Annotated in this window: 14 protein-coding genes; 3 read left to right on the top strand and 11 right to left on the bottom strand. The window is 72.2% G+C overall.

Annotated elements, in window-relative coordinates:
• Nucleotides 1-310: 310 nt before the first annotated feature.
• The 3 genes from FGW31_RS08960 to FGW31_RS08970 are packed head-to-tail and all read right to left on the bottom strand — an operon-like array spanning nucleotide 311 to nucleotide 3,996.
• On the bottom strand, nucleotides 311-1,246 hold the full coding sequence (locus FGW31_RS08960; RefSeq protein WP_142192851.1) for a carbohydrate ABC transporter permease: 936 nt from the start codon (nucleotides 1,244-1,246) through the stop codon (nucleotides 311-313).
• Entirely contained in the window at nucleotides 1,243-2,274 is a 1,032-nt protein-coding gene (locus FGW31_RS08965) for an ABC transporter permease (protein WP_142192852.1), read from the bottom strand. The genes FGW31_RS08960 and FGW31_RS08965 overlap by 4 nt, the downstream gene beginning before the upstream one ends.
• A 27-nt stretch (nucleotides 2,275-2,301) precedes the next feature.
• Nucleotides 2,302-3,996: an extracellular solute-binding protein gene (locus FGW31_RS08970; RefSeq protein ID WP_142192853.1), complete on the bottom strand. Its 1,695-nt coding sequence runs from the start codon at nucleotides 3,994-3,996 to the stop codon at nucleotides 2,302-2,304.
• A gap of 358 nt (nucleotides 3,997-4,354) precedes the next feature.
• Here FGW31_RS08970 and FGW31_RS08980 point away from each other — a divergent pair, with 358 nt between their 5' ends.
• Nucleotides 4,355-7,198 (top strand): glycoside hydrolase family 3 C-terminal domain-containing protein, encoded by a 2,844-nt coding sequence (locus tag FGW31_RS08980; protein ID WP_142192854.1) that lies wholly within the window; start codon nucleotides 4,355-4,357, stop codon nucleotides 7,196-7,198.
• Between the two features lie 93 nt (nucleotides 7,199-7,291).
• Here FGW31_RS08980 and FGW31_RS08985 read toward each other — a convergent pair whose 3' ends face one another.
• From FGW31_RS08985 to FGW31_RS09000, 3 genes are all read right to left on the bottom strand, one after another.
• Nucleotides 7,292-8,737, bottom strand: coding sequence for an aldehyde dehydrogenase family protein (locus FGW31_RS08985; protein ID WP_142192855.1), 1,446 nt, complete (start codon nucleotides 8,735-8,737; stop codon nucleotides 7,292-7,294).
• A 313-nt stretch (nucleotides 8,738-9,050) separates the two neighbouring features.
• Nucleotides 9,051-10,637 (bottom strand): PucR family transcriptional regulator, encoded by a 1,587-nt coding sequence (locus tag FGW31_RS08995; protein ID WP_142192857.1) that lies wholly within the window; start codon nucleotides 10,635-10,637, stop codon nucleotides 9,051-9,053.
• Nucleotides 10,638-10,769: 132 nt separating this feature from the next.
• The gene (locus FGW31_RS09000) at nucleotides 10,770-13,181 is read right to left on the bottom strand and encodes an ATP/GTP-binding protein (RefSeq protein WP_142192858.1); all 2,412 of its coding nucleotides are present in this window, start codon (nucleotides 13,179-13,181) and stop codon (nucleotides 10,770-10,772) included.
• Between the two features lie 262 nt (nucleotides 13,182-13,443).
• Here FGW31_RS09000 and gabT point away from each other — a divergent pair, with 262 nt between their 5' ends.
• A complete protein-coding gene (gabT, locus tag FGW31_RS09005) occupies nucleotides 13,444-14,778 on the top strand; it encodes a 4-aminobutyrate--2-oxoglutarate transaminase (RefSeq protein ID WP_142192859.1) in 1,335 nt (444 codons plus the stop codon).
• Between the two features lie 461 nt (nucleotides 14,779-15,239).
• Nucleotides 15,240-15,878: a phosphatase PAP2 family protein gene (locus tag FGW31_RS09010; protein WP_142192860.1), complete on the top strand. Its 639-nt coding sequence runs from the start codon at nucleotides 15,240-15,242 to the stop codon at nucleotides 15,876-15,878.
• On the opposite strand, the gene FGW31_RS09015 is transcribed toward FGW31_RS09010, so the two are convergent.
• The 5 genes from FGW31_RS09015 to FGW31_RS09035 form a co-directional block, all read right to left on the bottom strand.
• Entirely contained in the window at nucleotides 15,817-17,628 is a 1,812-nt protein-coding gene (locus FGW31_RS09015) for a chitinase (RefSeq protein WP_142192861.1), read from the bottom strand. The genes FGW31_RS09010 and FGW31_RS09015 overlap by 62 nt on opposite strands.
• 85 nt (nucleotides 17,629-17,713) lie before the next feature.
• Nucleotides 17,714-19,132 (bottom strand): NAD(P)/FAD-dependent oxidoreductase, encoded by a 1,419-nt coding sequence (locus FGW31_RS09020; protein WP_142192862.1) that lies wholly within the window; start codon nucleotides 19,130-19,132, stop codon nucleotides 17,714-17,716.
• Nucleotides 19,133-19,231: 99 nt separating this feature from the next.
• Nucleotides 19,232-20,032 (bottom strand): ABC transporter permease, encoded by an 801-nt coding sequence (locus FGW31_RS09025; protein ID WP_142192863.1) that lies wholly within the window; start codon nucleotides 20,030-20,032, stop codon nucleotides 19,232-19,234.
• Entirely contained in the window at nucleotides 20,033-20,959 is a 927-nt protein-coding gene (locus FGW31_RS09030) for an ABC transporter permease (RefSeq protein WP_142192864.1), read from the bottom strand. It lies immediately after the preceding gene.
• A complete protein-coding gene (locus tag FGW31_RS09035; RefSeq protein ID WP_142192865.1) occupies nucleotides 20,956-22,149 on the bottom strand; it encodes an ABC transporter ATP-binding protein in 1,194 nt (397 codons plus the stop codon). Before FGW31_RS09035 ends, FGW31_RS09030 begins: the two co-directional genes overlap by 4 nt.
• Nucleotides 22,150-22,152 lie beyond the last annotated feature (3 nt).

The raw sequence follows: 22,152 nt of genomic DNA on the forward strand, positions 1-22,152 counted from the left end.
GATATGCGGCTCCGCCGCGTGGGCGCGATCGGCCACAACCGGCCCGCGGCCGGAACGACCGCGCAGGCCCCGAAGCATCAGCGGGTGCTGGGGTCTGTCGTTCGGATCAGCGCGGCTGTGAGGTGCGGTGCCCTTTCGACCGGCCCGAGCGGGGTCCGGTGCGTGCAGCTGCACGGCGGAGGAGGGCGACAACGCGGTGGGGGTGCCCCCGCGCGAGCGGAGCCGAGCGTGGGGGAGTCGGCAACCGACGACAACGCCGCAGATGCGCGTGCCGGACCCCGCGACCCCGGGATGATCCGAACGACAGGCCCTAACCCTTGACCGCACCCGTGAGCATCCCCTTCTTGAAGTGCTTCTGGACGAACGGCGACAGGACGGCGACCGGCAGCAGCGCCATCACCATGACGGCCATCTGCACGGCCAGCCCGGACAGTTGCCCCGTCTTGATGGCCTGGCCGAGCCCGACCGGGGCCTCCTGCTTCTGCACCAGCTGGATCATGACGTTCTGCAGCGGCAGCATGTCCTGGTCGTTCAGGTACAGGGACGCGTTGAACCAGGCGCTCCAGTACCCGACGGCGTAGAACAGCGTGATCACCGCGATCACCGCCCGGGACAGCGGCATGACGATCTGCCACAGGATCCGGATGTCGCCGGCCCCGTCGATGCGGGCGCTGTCGATCAGTTCCTGCGAGATGTTCATGAAGAAGCCGCGCAGGACCAGGATGTTGAAGACGCTGACCGCGCTCGGCAGGACCAGCGCGAGGTAGCTGTCCGTCAGGCCGAGCGACTGCACCAGCAGGTAGGTGGGGATGAGCCCGGCGCTGAAGAACATGGTGGCCAGCAGCAGCATCAGGATCCAGCGGTGGCCTAGGGAACCGCTGCGGGACAGGCCGTAGGCGCACAGCACCGACACCGCCATGGAGAACAGCGTGCCGACGGCGGTGACGACGACGCTGATGACGGCGGCGCGGGTGACCTGGCCGCCGCTGAGCAGCTCCTGGTAGGCGACGAAGGTGATGTCCTTCGGGATCATCACCAGCCCGCCGGCCTCGTCGATCGTGCGGCGCGAGGACAGGCTGGTCACGACGACGATCCACAGCGGGAAGAGGATGCCCAGGCAGGCCAGCCCGAGCACCAGCGCCTTGCCGGCGAGCCCCGCCCGGCTCGGCGGTTCCTCCCACACCGGCCGGGGCGGGGCCGCCCACCGGCCGGAGGAGCGCGCGGATTCGTCGATCACGGCGGTCACTTCTTGTACACCCCCTGCTCGCCCATCAGGTGGGCCACCTTGTTCGCCGCCAGGACCAGGCCGAGGCTGATCACGCCCTTGACGAGTCCCGCGGCGGCGGCATAGCCGAAGTCCTGGTTGCGTACGCCGTTCCACCACACGAAGGTGTCCAGCACCTCGGCGGCGCCCGGCCCCACCGCGTCGCGTTGCAGCAGGATCTGTTCGAAGCCGACGGTCAGCGCGTCACCGACCCGCAGCACCAGCAGCAGCGCGATCACGGGGCGCAGTGCGGGCAGCGTGACGTGCCACATCCGGCGCCAGCGCCCGGCGCCGTCCATCGCGGCGGCCTCGTACAGGTCGGGGCTGACCGAGGCCAGCGCGGCGAGGAAGACGATGATGCCCCAGCCCGCGTCCTTCCACACGCTCTCCGCGGTGACCAGGAACTTGAACGTGCCGGGGTCGGTCATGATGTCGAGCCCGTCGTACCCGTGCGCGCGCAGCAGCTGCGACAGGATCCCGGCGCCGCCGAAGATCTGCTGGAAGACGGCGATGACCAGCACCCACGAGAAGAAGTGCGGCAGGTACAGGATGGCCTGCGAGATCGCCCGCACGCGGGGCCTGACCACGCTGTTGATGAGCAGCGCGAGCAGGATGGGGATCGGGAAGTACAGCACCAGCTGGAGGATGAACAGCACCAGCGTGTTGCGCACCGCGTTCCAGAACGCGGAGTCCTCGAGGATCCGCTGGAAGTTCTCCAGTCCGACCCAGGGGCTGTTCAGGATGGAGACGACGCCGTTGTCGCTGATGTACGGGTCGTACTCCTGGAACGCGACGATGTTGCCGAGGATCGGCACGTAGTTGAAGAGCAGGACCAGCAGCACGGCCGGCAGGGTCATCAGCAGCAGCACGCGGTCGCGCTTCAGCCTCAGCCGCAGGCTCTGCCCGGCGGCGGGCGGCTGCTTCGCGGACCCGGCGCCGCCGCGCGCCGCCGGGCGGTTGTTTTTCGCTTCGGCCTCGGTGTCGGTCCGAGGCACCGTGCTGTGGGACACGGCGGTTCTCCTTGCCTCGGTACCCGGTCAGCCGGCCGCCGGACCGTTCTCGTCGAGGATCTTCCGGTACCAGTCGCGCAGTTCGTCCCCGCCCTTGCTCTTCCAGTCGGAGACGGCCTGCTGCATGTCGGCGATCTTCTTGCGGCCGCGGACGACGTCGTCCTCCAGCTGCTCGAAGTCGTTGGAGAGGTTGGTGTAGCGGGCCGGCTCGGTGATCTGCATGCCGTAGAAGGACGGCTTCCTGGTGAAGGCGCCCATCCGCTGCTGCCACTCCACCTGGCCCTTGGCGACCTCGGGGAAGTCGGGGTGGGCGATGGTCGCGGCGGGGCTCGCGATCATCACGTAGGCGTTCATCACGTCGATGTTGCCCTGGTCGGTCTTGGTGGGCACGCCGTCCTTGACGGTGTAGTGGGTGCCCTCGACGCCGTAGTTGGTGGCCATGTACTCCTTGGTGCCGTACGGCGCGGCGGTGACGTTGGCGACGGCCAGCACGTCGCGGATCACGGCCTCGGACGCCTTCTTGTTGACGAAGGCGAAGATGCTCGCCGGGTTCTGCGCCCACAGCGCGGGGTCGCCGCCGTCGTGCCCGAAGAAGTCCATGCCCCAGATCTTGAACTCGGGGTTCTGGGTGGCCTGCTCGGCGGTGCGGCTCCACCACTGGGAGATGTCCTGGTTGTAGATGAGGAACTCACCGGCGGCGAACTTGGGGCCGGGATCGGCGGCGTTGCTCTTGCCCAGCTCGGCGTCGGGGTGCACGACGCCGGCGGCGAACAGCTTGCGCGTCCACTCCAGGGCCTCGAGGTACTCGTCGGTCTCGATGCGGTGGATCAGCTTGCCGTCGACCTCGTTCCAGCCGAGGGACTTCTCGTTGCCGGAGAGCACACCGAAGGCGTTGAAGGCGGTCCACTTCATGTCCAGGCAGGCCCAGCGCTTGGCCCTGGCGTTGGTGGCGTCCTTGGCCAGTGCCATGAACTCGTCGCACGAGCGCGGGACTTCGTAGCCCTCCTTCTCGAAGACGTCCTGGCGGTACAGCGGCACGATGCCGGACACGTACGAGGACGGCATCGGCAGGCCGCGCAGCTTGCCACCGAAGATGGACCGCTGCCAGGCGTCGGTGGGGATCGCCGCGAGGTTCGGGTAGTCCTTGACGGCGTCGCCGGACAGGTACGGGCCGAGGTCGGCGAACTTGCCGATGACGGCGCTGGGGATCCTGCCCGTCATGTTCCAGCCGGGCACGACCACCACGTCGGGCACCTCGCTGGAGGCGAGGACCGCGCCGAGCTTCTGGTCGTAGGTGTTGCCGTCCTGGTTCTGCCAGACCACGTCGACGCCGATGAGATCGTTCATCGCCTTGTAGTAGGCGTTGCCGTCCTTGGGCGGGGAGCCCCAGAACGGCGACATGACGGTGACCTTGTTCCCCTTGCCGAGCTTCTTCGGCACCGACGTCTTCAGGTCCGCCAGGTCGAGCTTGCCGGTGAAGCCGACCGCGGAGCCGTTCCTGCTGGGGATGTCGGGCGTGACCACGTTGCTCGCCACGTACGCCGGGAGGATCTTCTCGGCGTCCTTGCCCGAGGTGGTGCCGTCCCGCGAACCTCCGTCGGATCCCCCGCACGCGGCGAGCAGCGGCATCCCTCCGGCCACCGCTGCGGTGGCGACCGCCGAGGAGGCGAGGAAGCTTCTCCGGCTCGGTCCGGAGGAGGCGGGGGCGGCGTTCGGCGTCATTGCGTCAACCCTTCATGGCGCACCGGGACACCCGGCGGTGGCCGTCGGCTGCGGTGTCTTCAGTGGAACTGGCTGAGCCGAAGCGGGGGTTCGGCGGAGGATGCGCCGCTGGGGCGGACCTCGCAGTCGAAGCGCTTCGAAGTTGCTGCGAGGTTAAGTGAACGCCCAGGGGCACACAAGGGTCGCACCCAAGATTCCTCGGATGTATGCGCGCTTTCCCCGCCCCACCGGCACCCGGCCCCGGCAGCGGAGACGTCCGATCCGATGCCCACACGTCCCTTGACACCCGACCCCGCTCCAGCCGAGCATCGAAGCGCTTCGAAAGCGCGTCGCCGCTCCATCCCGAGGGGATCCCCACGTGACCGCACACCCGCCGCCACCGCCGCCTTTCCGCGACCCGGACCTGCCGTTCGCGAAGCGCGTCGACGACCTTCTGTCGCGGCTCACCCTCGACGAGAAGATCGGATTTCTGCACCAGTTCGCGCCGGCCGTCGAGCGGCTCGGCGTGGCCGCCTTCCGCACCGGCCAGGAGGCGCTGCACGGTGTCGCCTGGATGGGCCCGGCGACGGTGTTCCCGCAGGCCGTCGGCCTGGGCGCGACCTGGAACGAGGAACTGGTGCGCCGGGTCGGCGAGGCGGTGTCCCGGGAGGCCCGCGCGATGCGCGCCCGGGACGAGCGCGTCGGCCTCAACGTCTGGTCGCCGACGGTGAACCTGCTGCGCCACCCACTGTGGGGCCGCAACGAGGAGGGCTACTCGGAGGACCCGCGGCTCACCTCCGCGATCGCCACCGCCTACACGCGCGGGCTGCGCGGCGACCATCCGGTGTACTGGCGCACCGCGCCCGTCCTCAAGCACTGGCTGGCGCACAACAACGAGACGGACCGCGACACCACCTCCAGCTCGGTCCGCCCGCGCGTGCTGCACGAGTACGACCTGCGCGCCTTCCACGCCACCGTCGAGGCGGGCGCGACGGCCGGGGTGATGCCGGCGTACAACCTGGTCAACGGCCGCCCGAACCACGTCTCGCCGTATCTGGCCGAGCAGTTGCGGACCTGGACCGAAGAGGACCTGCTGGTCTGCTCGGACGCGGGCGCGCCGTCCAACCTGGTCGACTCCGAGCACTACTTCGACACGCACGAGGAGGCCGTCGCGGCGGCCCTGCGGGCCGGCGTCGACAGCTTCACCGACCACGGCACCGACAGCTCGAAGACCACCACACGGCTCGCGGGCGCCCTGGCGCGGGGCCTGCTGACCGAGGCCGACATCGACACGGCCGTCCGCCGCCAGCTCTCGGTGCGCTTCCGGCTCGGGGAGTTCGACCCGGACGCCGACCCGCACGCCGGTGAGCGGGCCTTCGACACCCCGGAGCACCGGGCGCTCGCGCGGGAGGCGGCCGAGCAGGCGATCGTCCTGCTCGAGAACGACGGCCTGCTGCCGCTGGCCCCGGACACCCGGATCGCGGTGGTCGGGCTGCTCGCCGACGAGTGCAAGCTCGACTGGTACAGCGGCACCCTCATCCACCGCACCACCCCGCTGGAGGGCATCCGCGAGCGGTTCGGCGCCGAGCGCGTGGAGTTCGCCGAGGGCGTGGACCGCGTGCTGCTGAAGACGTCCGCCGGTACGTTCCTGCGCGTGCCGCCCGCGCCCGCGGCGGCCGAGCCGGCGCGCGGCGCCGAGGCCGCCCTCGACCCGGCGCTGCTGGCGGGCCGCACCGACCTGCCGCCGCTCACCACCGGGGCGGAGGGCACCGAACTGGCCCTGGCCGACTGGGGCGAGGGCCTGCTCACGCTGCGCGCACCCGACGGCCGCTACCTGTCGGTCGCCGAGGACGGCCGTGTCCGCGCCTCCGCCGACCAGCCGGGCGGCTGGATCGTGCAGGAGACGTTCCGGCTGGAACCGCACGGGGACGGCCACCTCCTCCGGCACGTGGGAACGGGACGCCATGTGCAGGTCGCCGCCGACGGGGTGAAGGTTGCCGAGGAGGACCCCGAGGTCTTCGAGCTGGTCGTCGTCGAGCGCGGGGAGGAGGCGGTGGCGCGGGCCGCCGCCCGGGCCGACGTCGTCGTGGTCGTGGCGGGCAACGACCCGCACATCAACGGGCGCGAGACCGAGGACCGCACCACGCTGCGGCTGCCCGCCCAGCAGGAACTGCTGCTGCGCGCCGCCCGCGCCGCCAACCCCGGCACGGTGCTGGCGCTGGTCTCCGCCTACCCGTACGCGGTCGACCCGGCGGACCTGCCGGCCGTGCTGTGGACGGCGCACGGCGGCCAGGCCGCGGGCACCGCGCTGGCCCGGGTGCTCGCGGGCGACGTCTCACCCGCCGGCCGGCTGCCGCAGACCTGGTACGCCGACGACGCCGACCTGCCCGACCTGCTGGACTACGACGTGATCGGCAGCCGTCAGACGTACCTGTACTTCGAGGGCACACCGCTGTACCCGTTCGGGCACGGCAGGTCCTACGCGTCCTTCGCCTACGGCGACCTGACCGCCCGGGTGTCCGGCGCGGCGGTGCTGGTCCGGTTCACCGTCACCAACACCGGTGAGGTCACGGCGGACGAGGTGCCGCAGCTCTACGTCCGGGCCGTCGACCCGTCGGTCCCGCGGCCGCGCCGCGAGCTGGTGGCGCACCGGCGGGTGCCGCTGGCGCCCGGACGGACGGCGGAGCTGTCGTTCGAACTGCCGCTGTCCGCGTTCGCGTTCTGGGACGTGGCGCTCGGCCGGTGGCGGGTGGAGCCGGGCCCGTACGAACTGCTGGCCGGCGCCTCCAGCGAGGACGTGCGGCTGCGGGCCACCGTGACGCTGGACGGCGAGCCGGCCGCGGCCCGTCCGCTGCGGGAACGCGGCCTGGACACCGCCGACTACGACGAGCAGAGCGGCACCGGGATCGTCGACCGGGACAGGACGTCCGGCGACGCGGTCACCGCGGTGTCCGGCGGGGACGGCGAACTGCTCTTCCGCCGCTGCGACTTCGGCGACGGCGTGCGGGAGGTGAGCGTGGAGGTGTCCGGCGAGGGGTCGGTGGAGCTGTCCCTGGACGGCGGCCCGGCACTCGCCTCGCTGTCGCCGCGGACGCCCACCGCGGGCCCGTACGACTACGTGACGCTCACCGCGCCCGTCACCGCCGCCGTGGACGGCGTGCACGACGTGCGCCTGCGGCTGCGCGGCCCGCTGCGGGTCGCGCGGGTCGGCTTCTCCGGTTGAGGGTCCGGACGCGGCCGGCACGGCAAGGGGCCCGGCACCGGAAGGCATCGGTGCCGGGCCCCTTCGAGCCTAGATGAAAACGGTTCTCATCAGCTAGAGGGCGAGGCCGGTGAGGACCATCACACGCTCGTAGGTGTAGTCGTCCATCGCGAACCGGACGCCCTCGCGGCCCACACCGGACTGCTTGGCACCGCCGTACGGCATCTGGTCGGCCCGGTAGGAGGGCACGTCTCCGATGACCACGCCGCCGACCTCCAGGGCGCGGTGGGCCCGGAAGGCGGTCTGCAGGTCGTGCGTGAAGACGCCTGCCTGGAGGCCGTACTTGGAGTCGTTGACGGCGGCGAAGGCCTCGGCCTCGCCGTCCACCTTCTGCACGGTGAGCACCGGCCCGAAGACCTCCTCGCAGGAGATCGTCACCCCGGCCGGCACGTCGGTGAGCACGGTCGGCGCGTAGGAGGCGCCGTCGCGCTTGCCGCCGGTGAGGAGGGTGGCGCCGGCGTCGACGGCCTCCTGCACCCACGCCTCGACGCGCTGCGCGGCGGCCTCGCTCACCAGCGGGCCGACGTCGGTCGCGTCGTCGGCCGGGTCGCCGGTGACCTGCGCCTCGACGGCGGCGACGATGCGCGGCAGCAGCCGGTCGTACACGGAGGCGTCGGCGATCACGCGCTGCACGGAGATGCAGGACTGGCCGCCCTGGTAGTTGGAGAAGGTCGCGATGCGCTGCGCGGCCCGGTCCAGGTCCTCCTCGCTCGCCCAGTCGGCGAGGACGACGGCCGCGCCGTTGCCGCCGAGTTCCAGGGTGCAGTGCTTGCGCGGCACCGAGTCCATGATCGCGTAGCCGACCTGCTCCGAGCCGGTGAAGGAGATCACCGGCAGCCGCTCGTCCTGGACGAGGGCGGGCATGCGGTCGTTGGGGACCGGGAGGATGCTCCAGGAGCCGGCGGGCAGGTCCGTCCCGGCGAGCAGCTCACCGAGGAGCAGCCCGGAGAGCGGGGTGGCGGGCGCCGGCTTCAGGATGATCGGGACACCGGCGGCGATCGCCGGGGCGATCTTGTGGGCGCACAGGTTCAGCGGGAAGTTGAACGGCGCGATGCCGAGCACGACGCCCTTGGGGAAGCGGCGGGTCACGGCGAGCCGGCCCTGGCCGCCCGCGTCGGTGTCGAGCCGCTGGGCCTCGCCGCCGTTGAAGCGGCGGGCCTCCTCGGACGCGAAGCGGAACACGGAGACGGCACGGCCGACCTCGCCGCGGGCCCACTTCATCGGCTTGCCGTTCTCGGCGGAGATCAGGCGGGCGATCTCCTCCGTGCGCTCGGCGAGCTGCCGGCTGACGTGGTCCAGGGCGGCGGCGCGGACGTGGGCGGGGGTGGCGGCGAAGTCCTCGCGGACGGCGTGGGCGGCGGAGACGGCCTCTTCGATCTGGGCGTCGGTCGGGACGCTCACGGTGCCGACGGTGCGGCCGTCCCAGGGCGAGGTGACGTCGAAGGCCGTCTCGCCGGTGGCCTGGCGGCCGGCGAGCCAGAAGGCGTGGGTGGAAGTCATGTGGAGTCCCGGCCCTTCCGCGTTGGGATGTGTACGTGTGGGGTGCTGGGTCCACGGTAGGGCGGGGGCCGCGGGGTGGAGTTTGGCCGAGTTGTAGTGGCGGGGGTGCGGGGTTCGACGGATTGGCGGGGTGGGAGCGCGGGCGGGCCGAAGCCTCCTCGCGCCCCCCGGCCTCCTGCCCCGCTTCGGTGCGATACGGGCCTCGTCCGCGACCGCCGGGCGGCCGGAGCATCCTCCCGGTCCCCCAGGCCCCCCGGCCCTCCCGCTTCGGCCTGTACGGCCTCGCCGTCGCACGCCGGACGGGCCGACGGCGTCACTCGGACGACGTCGCCTTGAGGGCCAGCCACAGTTCCATGCGGACGTCCGGGTCGTCCAGGGAGCGGCCGAGGATCTCCTCGACCCGGCGCATGCGGTAGCGCAGGGTGTGGCGGTGGACGCCCAGGTCGGCCGCGGCGGCGTCCCACTGGCCGTGCCGGGAGAGCCAGGCGCGCAGGGACGCGACCAGGTCGCCGCGCCCGGTCGCGTCGTGGTCGTGCAGGGCACGCAGCAGCCCGTCGGCGAACGCCCGGACCGCGTCGTCGGCGAGCAGCGGCAGGACGGAACCGGCGGCCATCCGCTCGTGCTCCACCAGCACCCTGCCGCGCCGCCAGGCCACCGAGAGCGCCTGTTCGGCCTGCTTGTAGGCGGCGGACGCGGCGATCGGCCCGGCCGGCGCGGACAGTCCGGCGACGAGTTCGTCCTCGTCGTTCCTGCGGCCCGCCGCCTCCCGGGCGGCGGCGTGGTCGCAGCAGGCGGCCACGGCGGCTCCGGAGTCGGCGGCCAGTACGACCAGCCGGTCGCCCTCCGGCACCACCAGCACCGCTTCGCCGGAGCGGGCGGCGGCGGATTCCACGGCCTCGGCGAGGGCGCCCAGCGCGTCGCCGTTGCGCTCGGCGCGGTCCCGGCCGGCGGAGGCCGCCGTGGTCTCGGCGACGACGACGCGGAAAGGAGCGTCGAGGAGTTCCCCGTAGAGGTCTCCGGCGACCGCGCGGGCGTGGTCCGGCTCCCCGGCGAGCAGCATGCGCAGCACGGCCGCGCCGATGCGCTGCTCGGCGGCGTGCAGGGAGCGGGAGCGTTCGGTGGTCAGGGTGAGCAGGGCGACGGCGGAGTGCACGGCGTAGCGCTCGGCGGTGCCGAGGGCCGCGGCCGTGCCGACGGCGAGCGCCGCGCGGGGCCGGCGGCCGGTGCCCAGGGAGTGCAGCTCGACCCGGTCCTCGTCCTCGGGCCCGGCCACGACCGAGGAGGCGGGCGCGGGCCGCTCGCGCAGCCGCTGCACGTCCGGGACGATCCGCGCGGCGCGCCGGCCCGCCCACTCCGGCGCGGCGGCGACGACGGCGCCCGAGGCGTCGTACAGCGCGGCCCACCCGTCGACCTGCGAGGCGAGCGCGCCGAGCAGCCCGTCGGGCCCTTCGGTCAGCGCCTGCTTGGTGAGTTCCCGCTGCGCGGCGAAGCCCGCGGTCACCGCCCGGTACTGGTCGGCGGCGATGGCCGCGGACACGGCCTTGCTGATCGCCAGGAACGGGGTGCGGCGCGGCACCTCCAGCAGCGGCAGCCCTTCCTCGCGCGCCGCGTCGACGAGCGCGTCGGGGATGTCGTCGTAGTGGACGCCCACGGCGAAGCCGAGCCCGACGACTCCCGCGCCCGCCAGCCGCTTCACGTAGCGGCGCATCGCCTCCCGGTCCTCCGCGTCCAGCTTGAGCGCGGTGATCAGCAGCAGCTCGCCGCCCTCCATGTAGGGCACGGGGTCGGCGAGCTCGCTGGCGTGCGCCCAGCGGACGGGCACGTCGAGGTGGTCCTCGCCCGCGCGCACGGTCAGCTTGAGCGCGGAGTGGTGGACGAGCGAGGCGAGCGTCGGGGGCATAGGGGCCTGGACCCTCCGGGTCTGCGGGAGGTGCGTGAGGAGGCTGTGATCCTTTGGCCGGAGCGTATGAACGGCCTGTGTCGATTCTGCCTCACTGTACGGTCCCCCGGTGCCCGGCCGGCCGGCTCGGGCTCAGCCCCGCAGGTCCACCAGCAGCGGCGGCGCGTGCTCGCCCTCGACGGTCGTCAGCGACAGCACCGCGTGCCCCGGCGGCACCGCGTGCGCCAGCTCGGAGGCGGACCACCGCTCCCGTTCGACCTGCCGCACGGTGACCGCGTCCGTCGTCACCGCCCTGCCCGTCACCAGCTTCCGCAGGGCGTGAAAGGCCCTGGTCATCGGCTGGTCGGCGAAGACGGTGTGCTTGGCGACCTCCGTGGTGTCCACCCATTCGGTGCCCCAGGTCTGCGCGAACCGGCTGCCGTCCCAGGTGGTGACGCCGCTGAAGGCCATGCGGCAGCCCACGGCCCCATAGAGCGGGCCGTGCAGCGTCTCGGGGACGTCGCCGATGGTGCGCAGGGCGAGCAGCACGCCCGCGTTCTGCGAGCGCAGCCGCTGGATGCGGCGCACCGACTCGGCGGTGACCGCGCCCGTCGCGTCGTCCAGGACCAGGCAGGCGAAGTGCGTGCGCCGGCCTTCGCGGACGACGGCGTGGAACTGCGCGAGCACCAGCCGGGTGATCATCCGGCCGGCCTCCTCGTGCCCGTGCTCGGGCAGCTCGATGCGCACCCGCAGGGGGTGCTGGGCGACCGCGCGCAGGGAGAACGGCCGGCTCGGGCCGCCTCCGCCGAAGAAGTCCGCGAACACCGGCCGGTTCAGCAGGGCCAGCCGGTCGGCCAGGGCACGGCCGGCGTCGCCCGGGGTGCCGGTCTGCCGCAGGCGGGCGTCGAGTTCGCGCCGCATGACGTCGTTCCCGCTCGCGGCGAGCGCCTCCCGCAGCGGGACCAGGGCGCTCTCCTCGCCCTCCAGCAGCTCGCGCAGCTCCGGCAGGGCCGGGAAGCGGCCGTGCACCGCACGGAAGGGGCCGAGCAGCTGCGCCAGCGCGGTGGCGGCGCCCTGCGCGCCGACCGTGTCGAGGTCGCCCACGAGCGCCTCGGCGAGGATCGCGGCCGCCTCGTCCGGGTCGGTGGACTCGGCGTACGGGTCCAGGTCGTGCACCGAGGACGGATCGCCGATCCGCACGTTCACGTCGAAGGTGTCGTCCGGGCCGAGCGGCGTTCCGGCGGAGCAGACGGCGACGACGGCGCAGCGGCCGGTGAGCGCCTGCAGCGCGAGGGCCTCGGTCACCGGCCGGACGAGGGTGCGGGTCTTGCCGGATCCGGAGGGGCCGACGGCGAGCAGCGAGGTGCCGAGCACGTCGAGGCCGAGGGCCGCCCCGGCCTCCTGGTACGGCTGCGGGGTGCGCTCGGCGGCCACCCAGCGGCCGATGCGCACCTGGCCGGTGAGCAGGTCGTGGCGGGCGGTGCGGTGCGACAGGTCCCGGACGCCGGACGGGTGCGTCCAGGCGGCGCCGCCGCGGCGCAGCACGGTGTCGCGGAAGGCGTCCAGGCTGCCGCCGCTGCGGGCGGCGGTGAAGGCGTGCTCGACCCGGGCGCAGTCGACGTCGTTCATGCGGCCGCCGGTGACCTCGGCGGTGAGCAGGTCGGCGGCCTCCTGCTGGCCGGCGTCGCGCAGCTCGGGCCACTGGGAGCGGGGGCGGTCGGGCGCGGCGGCGGACGCGGCGGCCGTCCGTCGGGCGAGCAGGTGCCGGGCGTACGGCAGCCAGCCACCGAGGCGGGCGAACGGCCACAGCACGAGCAGCGTGATGACCGTGTACAGCGTGTTGGTGAAGAGCTGCGAGGTCATCGGCTCGTAGCTGTCGGCGATCAGCGCGGTCAGGGACAGCAGCGGGTCGACGACGGGCGCCGGGGACCAGCCGACCCCGGGGAAGGCTTCCGGGAAGACGAGGCTGAGCACGAGGAGGGCGAGGCCGGCGGCGATCAGGGCGCGGGCCGGCTGCGGCCTGTGGCTCACGTAGTGGCGGACGACGGCGCGCCAGCTGCCGAGCACGGCCACCGCGGCCACCAGCGCGAGGAAGCAGACGCCTTCGTAGACCACCAGGGCCTCGGCACCCGGGGCCGGCACCGCCCGGTCCTCGAACACCTTCGGCGAGGCCACCGTGCCGCCCCACCACCAGTCGTCCGGTGTGAACGTCCGCAGCGGCACGAGCTGGTACGAGGTGACGCCGCGCTGCCACAGCGACCACACCAGCGCCGCCAGGGCGAGCGGGACCAGCATGCCGGCGACCGTCACCGGAGCGATTCGTTCCGCGTCGGGTTTCGCCGGCCGGTGGCCGTACCGCCAGATTCCCGGTCGTGCGGACGGGCGGGCCCGGTCCAGCCAGGCGGCGACGGCGGACGCGGAGCCGGGGGGCCGCTCCGGCATCGGTGGTGCGCCCGGTGAGCGGGCCGGCCGCGGCGGCGCCGCCGGCACGTCCGGTGGCCCCGCCGGGCGCGGCACGGGGTCCGCCTGCGTGCCCTGCGTCTCCCGGGTCCCGTCGCTGTCCATCGCCCCTGCCCCCTGACCAGCCGCTGCGTCTGCCATCAGCGAGTCAATCTAACGCCCCGGCAGGGCGAGTTCACCGATTGCGCGGCCGGGTCCGGCCACCGCGGCCATTCCGCCCCCGCGTCGAGGCCGCGCCCGCGCTATGTCCACCGCGGACAACCCGGCCCTCCGGACAACGCCCACATGGAGCATGCCCAGCCTCCGCTCGCCGCCCTAGCCTGCGAGAAAAGAACGCACGTGTCCGGAACACCCCCAGGAGCCCCGCATGACCGCACTTCCGCAGGAGCGCCGCGTCGTCACCGCCATTCCCGGCCCCAAGTCGCAGGAGCTGCAGGCCCGCCGCACCGCCGTGGTCGCGCAGGGCGTGGGCTCCGTACTGCCGGTGTTCACCACCCGCGCGGGCGGCGGCATCATCGAGGACGTCGACGGCAACCGGCTGATCGACTTCGGCTCGGGCATCGCCGTGACCTCCGTCGGCGCCTCGGCCGAGGCCGTCGTCCGCCGCGCCTCCGCCCAGCTCGCCGACTTCACCCACACCTGCTTCATGGTCACGCCCTACGAGGGTTACGTCGCCGTCGCCGAGGCGCTGGCCGAGCTGACCCCGGGCGACCACGCGAAGAAGTCCGCGCTGTTCAACAGCGGCGCCGAGGCCGTCGAGAACGCCGTCAAGATCGCCCGCGCGTACACCAAGCGGCAGGCGGTCGTCGTCTTCGACCACGGCTACCACGGCCGGACCAACCTGACGATGGCGCTGACCGCGAAGAACATGCCGTACAAGCACGGCTTCGGACCGTTCGCGCCCGAGGTGTACCGCGTGCCGGTCGCCTACGGCTACCGCTGGCCCACCGGCCCGGAGAACGCCGGTCCTGAGGCCGCCGCGCAGGCCATCGACCAGATCTCCAAGCAGGTCGGCGCCGACAACGTGGCCGCGATCATCATCGAGCCGGTGCTCGGCGAGGGCGGCTTCATCGAGCCGGCCAAGGGCTTCCTGCCCGCGATCAGCAAGTTCGCCTCGGACAACGGCATCGTCTTCGTCGCCGACGAGATCCAGTCGGGCTTCTGCCGCACCGGCCAGTGGTTCGCCTGCGAGGACGAGGGCATCGTCCCGGACCTGATCACCACCGCCAAGGGCATCGCGGGCGGTCTGCCGCTGGCCGCCGTCACCGGCCGCGCGGAGATCATGGACGCCGCGCACGCGGGCGGCCTCGGCGGCACCTACGGCGGCAACCCGGTGGCCTGTGCCGGTGCGCTCGGCGCGATCGAGACGATGAAGGAGCTGGACCTCAACGCCCGGGCGAAGAACATCGAGGCGGTCATGAAGTCCCGCCTGGCCGCCATGGCCGAGAAGTTCGACGTCATCGGCGACGTCCGCGGCCGCGGCGCCATGATCGCCATCGAGCTGGTCAAGGACCGCGCCACCAAGGAGCCGAACCCGGAGGCGACCGCCGCGCTCGCCAAGGCCTGCCACGCCGAGGGCCTGCTGGTGCTGACCTGTGGCACCTACGGCAACGTGCTGCGTTTCCTGCCGCCGCTGGTGATCGGCGAGGACCTGCTGAACGAGGGCCTGGACATCATCGAGCAGGCGTTCGCGCGCATCTGAGCCCGCATCGATGCAGGTGAGCCGCTCGCCGGGGCCGTCCGGTCCCGGCGAGCGGCAGAGCGTGTGAAGAAGGTGTGCGAGGTGGATGTCAGGACTCCGTTGGCCCTGTCGCGGGACCGGACCCTGCCGTAACTTTCTACCCGGATGAGAGATACACCCCGCCCGCAGGTGACTGCGGGTGGTTCAGGCCGGGGCCTCCCCAGCTTCGACCTGGTCGTGCCCTCGCGCACACAAACCGGGGCCTGCAGGCTTCGGGTCTCCTCACGATCGGACGGTCGCCCGCCCCAAACCCCCCGGGGCGCGCGACGTTCCGGTCAGGACGGCCGCCCAGGCACCTCCACGGCAAGCCGTTCACCGAAGGGCCAGTGCACACCCCCCCTTGCACTGGCCCTTCGGCGTGTCACCGCTGCGGTTCCTCCGCGGCGCGGCGGGGTGGTCGCCGACCTGCCAAGCTGGGCGGCATGCTGCTGCTCGGACCGCCCGTCCTCCTCTTCGCGCTGATCACCTGGCAGGTCGTCGTCGACGGACCGCTGGTGGACCTCGACGAGCGGCTGAGCCGGGACCTCGTCCATCCGGACCGGGCCTCCGAACTGCTCGCCGACCTCGGCAACATCCAGGTGGCGGTGCCGGTCCTGGTGGCGGCGCTGGCGTACGTCGCGTGGCACGGACGTGCGCGGGATCGTGACCGCTGGTGGCTGCCGCCGCTCGCCGGGGCCGCGGCGATGGCGCTGGTGCCGGCGCTGGTCGCCCCTTTGAAGGAGTGGACCGACCGTCCCGGCACGCCGGCCGTGCCCCCGGCGGACGGCTACTACCCCTCCGGCCACACCGCCACCGCCGTGGTGGCGTACGGCGCGGCGACGCTGCTGCTCCTTCCGCTGCTGCGGTCGCCGGCCGTACGCCGCGGACTGGTCGTGCTCTGTGGCGGCCTGGTCCTGGGCGCCTCCTACGGGCTGGTGCGGCGGGGCTACCACTGGCCGCTGGACGTGGCGGCCAGTTGGTGCCTCGGCGCGGTGCTGCTGACCGGCCTGTGGCTGCTGGTCAGCCGAAGTAGCCGTCGAAGGTCCGCTGGAACTCCCAGCCGCCGAACCGGTCCCAGTTGATCGACCAGGTCATCAGCCCGCGCAGCCCGGGCCAGGTCCCGTGGGGCGTGTACGAACCGCAGTTGGTGCGCTTCGTCAGGCAGTCGAGGGTCTTGGTGACCTCGGCCGGGGACACGTACCCGTTGCCGGCGTTGGTCGTGGCCGGCATGCCGATGGCGACCTGGTCGGCGCGCAGCGGCGGGAAGACGTTGTTCGCGTCGCCCGCGACCGGGAAGCCGGTGAGCAGCATGTCCGTCATGGCGATGTGGAAGTCGGCGCCGCCCATCGAGTGGTACTGGTTGTCCAGGCCCAGGATCGGGCCGGAGTTGTAGTCCTGGACGTGCAGCAGCGTCAGGTCGTCGCGCAGGGCGTGGATGACCGGGAGGTACGCGCCCGCCCTCGGGTCCTGGCCGCCCCACTTGCCGGTGCCGTAGTACTGGTGGCCGAGCTGGACGAAGAAGGTCTCCGGGGCCATGGTCAGCACGAAGTCGTCGCCGTAGCGGGCCTTGAGGGTCTTCAGCGCGGAGATCAGGTTGACGATCACCGGAGTCCTCGGGTTCCGGAAGTCGGTGTCGTCGGCGTTGAGGGAGAGCGAGTGGCCCTCGAAGTCGATGTCCAGGCCGTCGAGTCCGTACTCGTCGATGATCTTCGAGACGGAGGAGACGAAGGTGTCCCGGGCCGCCGTGGTGGTCAGCTGGACCTGGCCGTTGGCGCCGCCGATGGAGATCAGCACCTTCTTCCCTGCCGCCTGCTTGTCCTTGATCGCCGCCTTGAACTCGGCGTCGCTCTCCACGCCCGGGCATTCGGACGCCGGGCAGCGGTCGAAGCGGATGTCACCGGAGGTGACCGAGGTGGGCTCGCCGAAGGCCAGGTCGATGACGTCCCAGCTGTCCGGGACGTCGGCCAGGCGCGTGTAGCCGGAGCCGTTGGCGAAGCTCGCGTGGAGGTAGCCGACCAGGGCGTGGGGCGGCAGGCCGGAGTCGCCGCCGGAGTCGGGGGCGGTGGTCGTCGCGGTCACGGTGGCCGAGCGGGCCGACTCGCCCGCGTCGTTCACGGCGGCGACCTGGAAGGCGTACGCCGTCGCGGGCGACAGTCCGGTGACGGTGGCCGACGTGCCGCTCACCGTCCGGATCCTGGTGCCGTCGCGGTAGACGGCGTAGCCGGTGGCGCCCGTGACCGGTGACCAGGACAGGGCCACGCTCGTGGAGGTGACGGTGCCGGTCCTGAGGCCGGTGGGCGGGGCGGGCGGCTGCTCCGTACCGCCGCCGGGGCCGGTGAGGGTGATGTCGTCGGCGTGGTAGGCGCCGGTGCCGTACCAGTCGTGGAGGTGGATGGTGACGCGGGTGGTGGCCGGTCCGGTGCGGAAGGTGGTGGTGAGCTGCTGCCAGTCGGGCGCGGACTGCGTCCAGGTGGAGACGTCGGTGGTGCCGGTGCCGCTCGCGCCCAGGTGGACGTAGCTGCCGCGGACGTGCCCGGCCAGCGTGTACTGCGCGTCCGGTTCCACGGTGACGGTCTGCGAGCAGCGGGCGTTGTCGGCTCCGGACGGAGTGGCCTTCAGTGCCGACGTCCCGCTGTGGACGGGCGCGTTCACGGTCGTGCCGGCGGTGCAGGTCCAGCCGTCGAGGCCGCTTTCGAAGCCGCCGTTCCTGGCGAGGTCCGCGTCGGCCGCGCGGGCGGCCGACGACAGCGCCGTCATCGAGGTCGCGGCCAGGGCGGCGGCGGTGAGCAGCGCGACGAGGGGCCGACGGGTGAGAGGTCTGGAGCGGTCCACAAGGGCCTCCGGGCATGGGGGAGTTGGAGGGTGGAGCGCGCTCAATTTGGTCCAGACCAATTCGGTTGTCAAGCCCTCGCGCGGCTCAGCTGTCGAAGCCCAGGCCCAGCCTGTCCATCGTCCGCAGCCACAGGTTGCGCCGCCCGCCGTGCGCGTCCGCCCTGGCCAGCGACCACTTGGTGAGGGCGATGCCGGTCCAGGCGAACGGCTCCGGCGGGAACGGCAGCGGCTTCCTGCGCACCATCTCCAGCTCCGTGCGCTCGGTCCGCTCCCCCGCCAGCAGGTCCAGCATCACCTCGGCGCCGAAGCGGGTGGCGCCGACGCCGAGGCCCGTGTAACCGGCGGCGTACGCCACCCGGCCCGCGTGGGCCGTGCCGAAGAACGCCGAGAAGCGGGAGCAGGTGTCGATCGCGCCGCCCCAGGCGTGGGTGAAGCGCACGCCCTCCAGCTGCGGGAAGCAGGTGAAGAAGTGCCCGGCGAGCTTGGCGTACGTCTCCGGCCGGTCGTCGTACTCGGCCCGCACCCGGCCGCCGTACGGATAGACCGCGTCGTAGCCGCCCCACAGGATGCGGTTGTCGGCGGAGAGCCGGAAGTAGTGGAACTGGTTGGCGCTGTCGCCGAGGCCCTGGCGGTTGGCCCAGCCGACGGACGCCAGTCGGCCGGGGGTGAGCGGCTCGGTCATCAGGGCGTAGTCGTACACCGGGACGGTGTACGGGCGGACCCGTCGGACCAGGCTGGGGAAGACGTTGGTGCCGAGGGCCACCTGGCGGGCGCGGATCCGCCCGTAGGGCGTGCGCACGTCCATGCCGGCGCCGTACTGCTTCAGGGTGAGGGCCGGGGTGTGCTCGTGGACGCGGACGCCGAGTTCGCGGCAGGCCCGCTTCAGCCCCCACGCCAGCCGGGCCGGATGCAGCATCGCCACGCCCCGGCGGTCGTACAGGCCCGCCCGGAACGTCGGGGAGTCCACCTGCGCCCGTACGGCCTCGGTGTCCAGGTACTCGATGCCCCCGGCCAGGCCCGCGCGCTCGATCCGCCGGTGCCAGTCGCGCAGTTCGCTCTCCTGGTGGGGCTCGGTGGCGACGTCGATCTCACCGGTGCGTTCGAAGTCGCAGTCGATGGAGTACCGGGCGACCGTCTCCTCGATGGCGTCGAGGTTGCGGGCGCCCAGCCGCTCCAGGGTGTGGATCTCGTCCGGCCAGCGGGTGAGTCCGTTGGGCAGGCCGTGGGTGAGGGAGGCGGCGCAGAACCCGCCGTTGCGGCCCGAGGCGGCCCAGCCCACCTCGCGGCCCTCCACCAGCACCACGTCCCGGGACGGGTCGCGCTCCTTGGCGATCAGCGCGGTCCACAGTCCGCTGTAGCCGCCGCCGACGACCAGCAGGTCGCACGTCTCGGTGCCGGTGAGGGCGGGTTCGGGGCCGGGCCTGCCGGGGTCGTCCAGCCAGTAGCAGAGCGGCCGGGCCTCGGAAAGGGAACGCGTCCAGCGACTCATGGCGCTCGGGGCCATGATTTCAACTCCCTACAGGGGACAGCGGTGTGTGTTTTCTCCGGGCGGTGTGCTGTTTCTCTTCGGGTGTGCGTGTTCTCCGGCGGCGGGTGTTCTTCCCTATGCCTTTCGCCGGTTGCGGCGGTTGCCGACGGCCATGGAGACCAGCACCAGAGCGACGGCGACGACGAACATGGCCGTACCGATGACATTGATCTGCACGGGAGTTCCGCGCTGGGCGGAGCCCCAGACGAACATCGGGAAGGTGACGGTCGAGCCGGCGTTGAAATTGGTGATGATGAAGTCGTCGAAGGACAGCGCGAAGGCGAGCAGCGCGCCCGCCGCGATGCCGGGGGCCGCGATCGGCAGGGTGACCCGCAGGAACGTCTGGACCGGACCGGCGTACAGGTCCTGCGCGGCCTGCTCCAGCCGCGGGTCCATCGACATCACGCGCGCCTTCACCGCGACCACCACGAAGCTGAGGCAGAACATGATGTGGGCGATGAGGATCGTCCAGAAGCCCAGCCGAGCACCCATGTTGAGGAACAGGGTGAGCAGCGAGGCGGCCATGACCACCTCCGGCATCGCCATCGGCAGGAAGATCAGCGAGTTCACGGCGCCGCGCGCACGGAAGCGGTAGCGGACCAGCGCGAAGGCGATCAACGTGCCGAGCAGGGTGGCGCCGAGCGTCGCCCACAGCGCGATCTGCAGGCTGAGCGTCAGCGAGCCGCACAGCCCGGACACGCCGCAGGGGTCCCGCCACGCCTCGGTGGAGAACTCCTGCCACTCGTAGTTGAAGCGCCCCTTCGGGTCGTTGAAGGAGAACACGGTGACGATCACGTTCGGCAGCAGCAGGTACGCGAGCGTGAACAGTCCCGCGACCACGACGAGACGGCGCTTGAGCCAATTGACGAAGGTCATTTAAACCAGATCCTCCGTGCCCGACTTGCGGATGTAGAGCGTGACCATGATGAGGATCGCGGCCATCAGGATGAACGAGAGCGCCGCCGCCGTCGGATAGTCGAGGACCCGCAGGAACTGCGACTGGATGACGTTGCCGACCATGCGGGTGTCGGTGGAGCCGAGCAGGTCCGCGTTGACGTAGTCGCCGGTGGCCGGGATGAAGGTGAGCAGCGTTCCGGAGACCACGCCCGGCATCGACAGCGGGAAGGTGACCTTGCGGAAGGTGGTCGACGGCCTGGCGTACAGGTCGTTCGCCGCCTCGTGCAGCCGCGGGTCGATGCGCTCCAGCGAGGTGTAGAGCGGCAGGATCATGAACGGCAGGAAGTTGTACGTCAGACCGCAGACCACCGCGAGCGGCGTGGCGAGCACCCGGTCGCCGGCGGTCCAGCCGAGCCAGGCGGTGACGTCCAGGACGTGCAGCGCGTCCAGGGCGCCGACCACCGGCCCGCCGTCGGCGAGGATCGTCTTCCAGGCGAGGGTGCGGATGAGGAAACTGGTGAAGAACGGCGCGATCACCAGGATCATGATCAGGTTCCGCCAGCGTCCCGCGCGGAAGGCGATCAGATAGGCCAGCGGGTAGCCGAGCAGCAGGCACAGCACGGTCGCGGAGGCCGCGTAGAGCACCGAGCGCACGAACTGCGGCCAGTACTCGGACAGCGCCTCCCAGTACGTCGCGACGTGCCAGGTGACCTGGTAGCCCTCCTCCAGGGAGCCCGTCTGCACGGACGTGGACGCCTGGTAGACCACCGGCAGCGCGAAGAAGACCAGCAGCCACAGCAGGCCGGGCAGCAGGAGCAGGTACGGCGTCCAGCGGCCGCGCCTGCGCGGCGGTTCCGGCTCGGGCGGGGCGGGCGCCAGGGGTGGCGCCTCGGTGACCGTCGTCATCGGGCGACCTCTTCCTCGACCGTCGCGACGCCCGCGGAGCCCACCGTCCCGGCAAGCAGGGACTGGTTCGCGTCCAGTCCGAAGGTGTGCGCCGGGTTCCAGTGCAGGACGACCTCCGCGCCGGGCACCAGCCGGGGGTCGCGGTCGATGTTCTGCACGTACACCTCGAAGTCGGAGCAGACGGGGCTGTCGACGACAAACTGCGTGGAGACGCCGATGAAGCCGGCGCCGGTGATCCGGCCGGTGATGCGGTTGCGGCCCTCGGGTATGCCGTCGGCGTCGTCGGCGTGGGTGAGGGAGATCTTCTCCGGGCGCACGCCGACCAGGATCCTGGCGCCGGCCGTGGCGGTGGCGCGGTTGCGGGCCCCGGGCAGGACGAGCCTGCCGCCGCCCGCCTTGAGGACGACGTCGTCCCCGGACCCGGTGTCGACCTCCGCCTCGATGAAGTTGGAGGTGCCGAGGAAGTTGGCGACGAAGGTGGTGCGCGGGTTCTCGTACAGGTCGGCGGGCGAGCCGAGTTGCTCGACCCGGCCGGCGTTCATCACGGCGACCGTGTCGGCCATGGTCATGGCCTCCTCCTGGTCGTGCGTGACGTGCACGAAGGTGATGCCGACCTCGGTCTGGATGCGCTTGAGCTCCAGCTGCATCTGGCGCCGCAGCTTCAGGTCCAGGGCGCCGAGCGGCTCGTCCAGGAGCAGCACCTTGGGATGGTTGATCAGCGCGCGGGCCACCGCGACGCGCTGCTGCTGGCCGCCGGAGAGCTGGTGCGGCTTCTTGCGGGCCTGCTCTCCGAGCTGGACCAGTTCCAGCATCTCCTCGACCTGCTTCTTCACGCTCTTGATGCCGCGCCGGCGCAGACCGAAGGCGACGTTCTCGAAGATGTCGAGGTGCGGGAAGAGGGCGTAGGACTGGAAGACGGTGTTGACCGGCCGCTTGTACGGCGGCAGCGCGGTGACGTCCTGGTCGCCGAGGTGCACGGTGCCGGAGGTGGGCTCCTCCAGGCCGGCGATCATGCGCAGGGTGGTGGTCTTGCCGCAGCCGGACGCGCCGAGCAGGGCGAAGAACGAGCCCTGCGGCACGGTCAGGTCGAGGGGGTGCACGGCGGTGAAGGAGCCGTAGGTCTTGCCGATGCCGGTGAGGCGGACGTCGCCGCCGTTGGCGGACGCGGTGGTGTCGTTGGTCGTCGTCATCTC

The organism is Streptomyces calvus, from assembly GCF_006782915.1.
Classification (GTDB): Bacteria; Actinomycetota; Actinomycetes; order Streptomycetales; family Streptomycetaceae; genus Streptomyces; species Streptomyces calvus.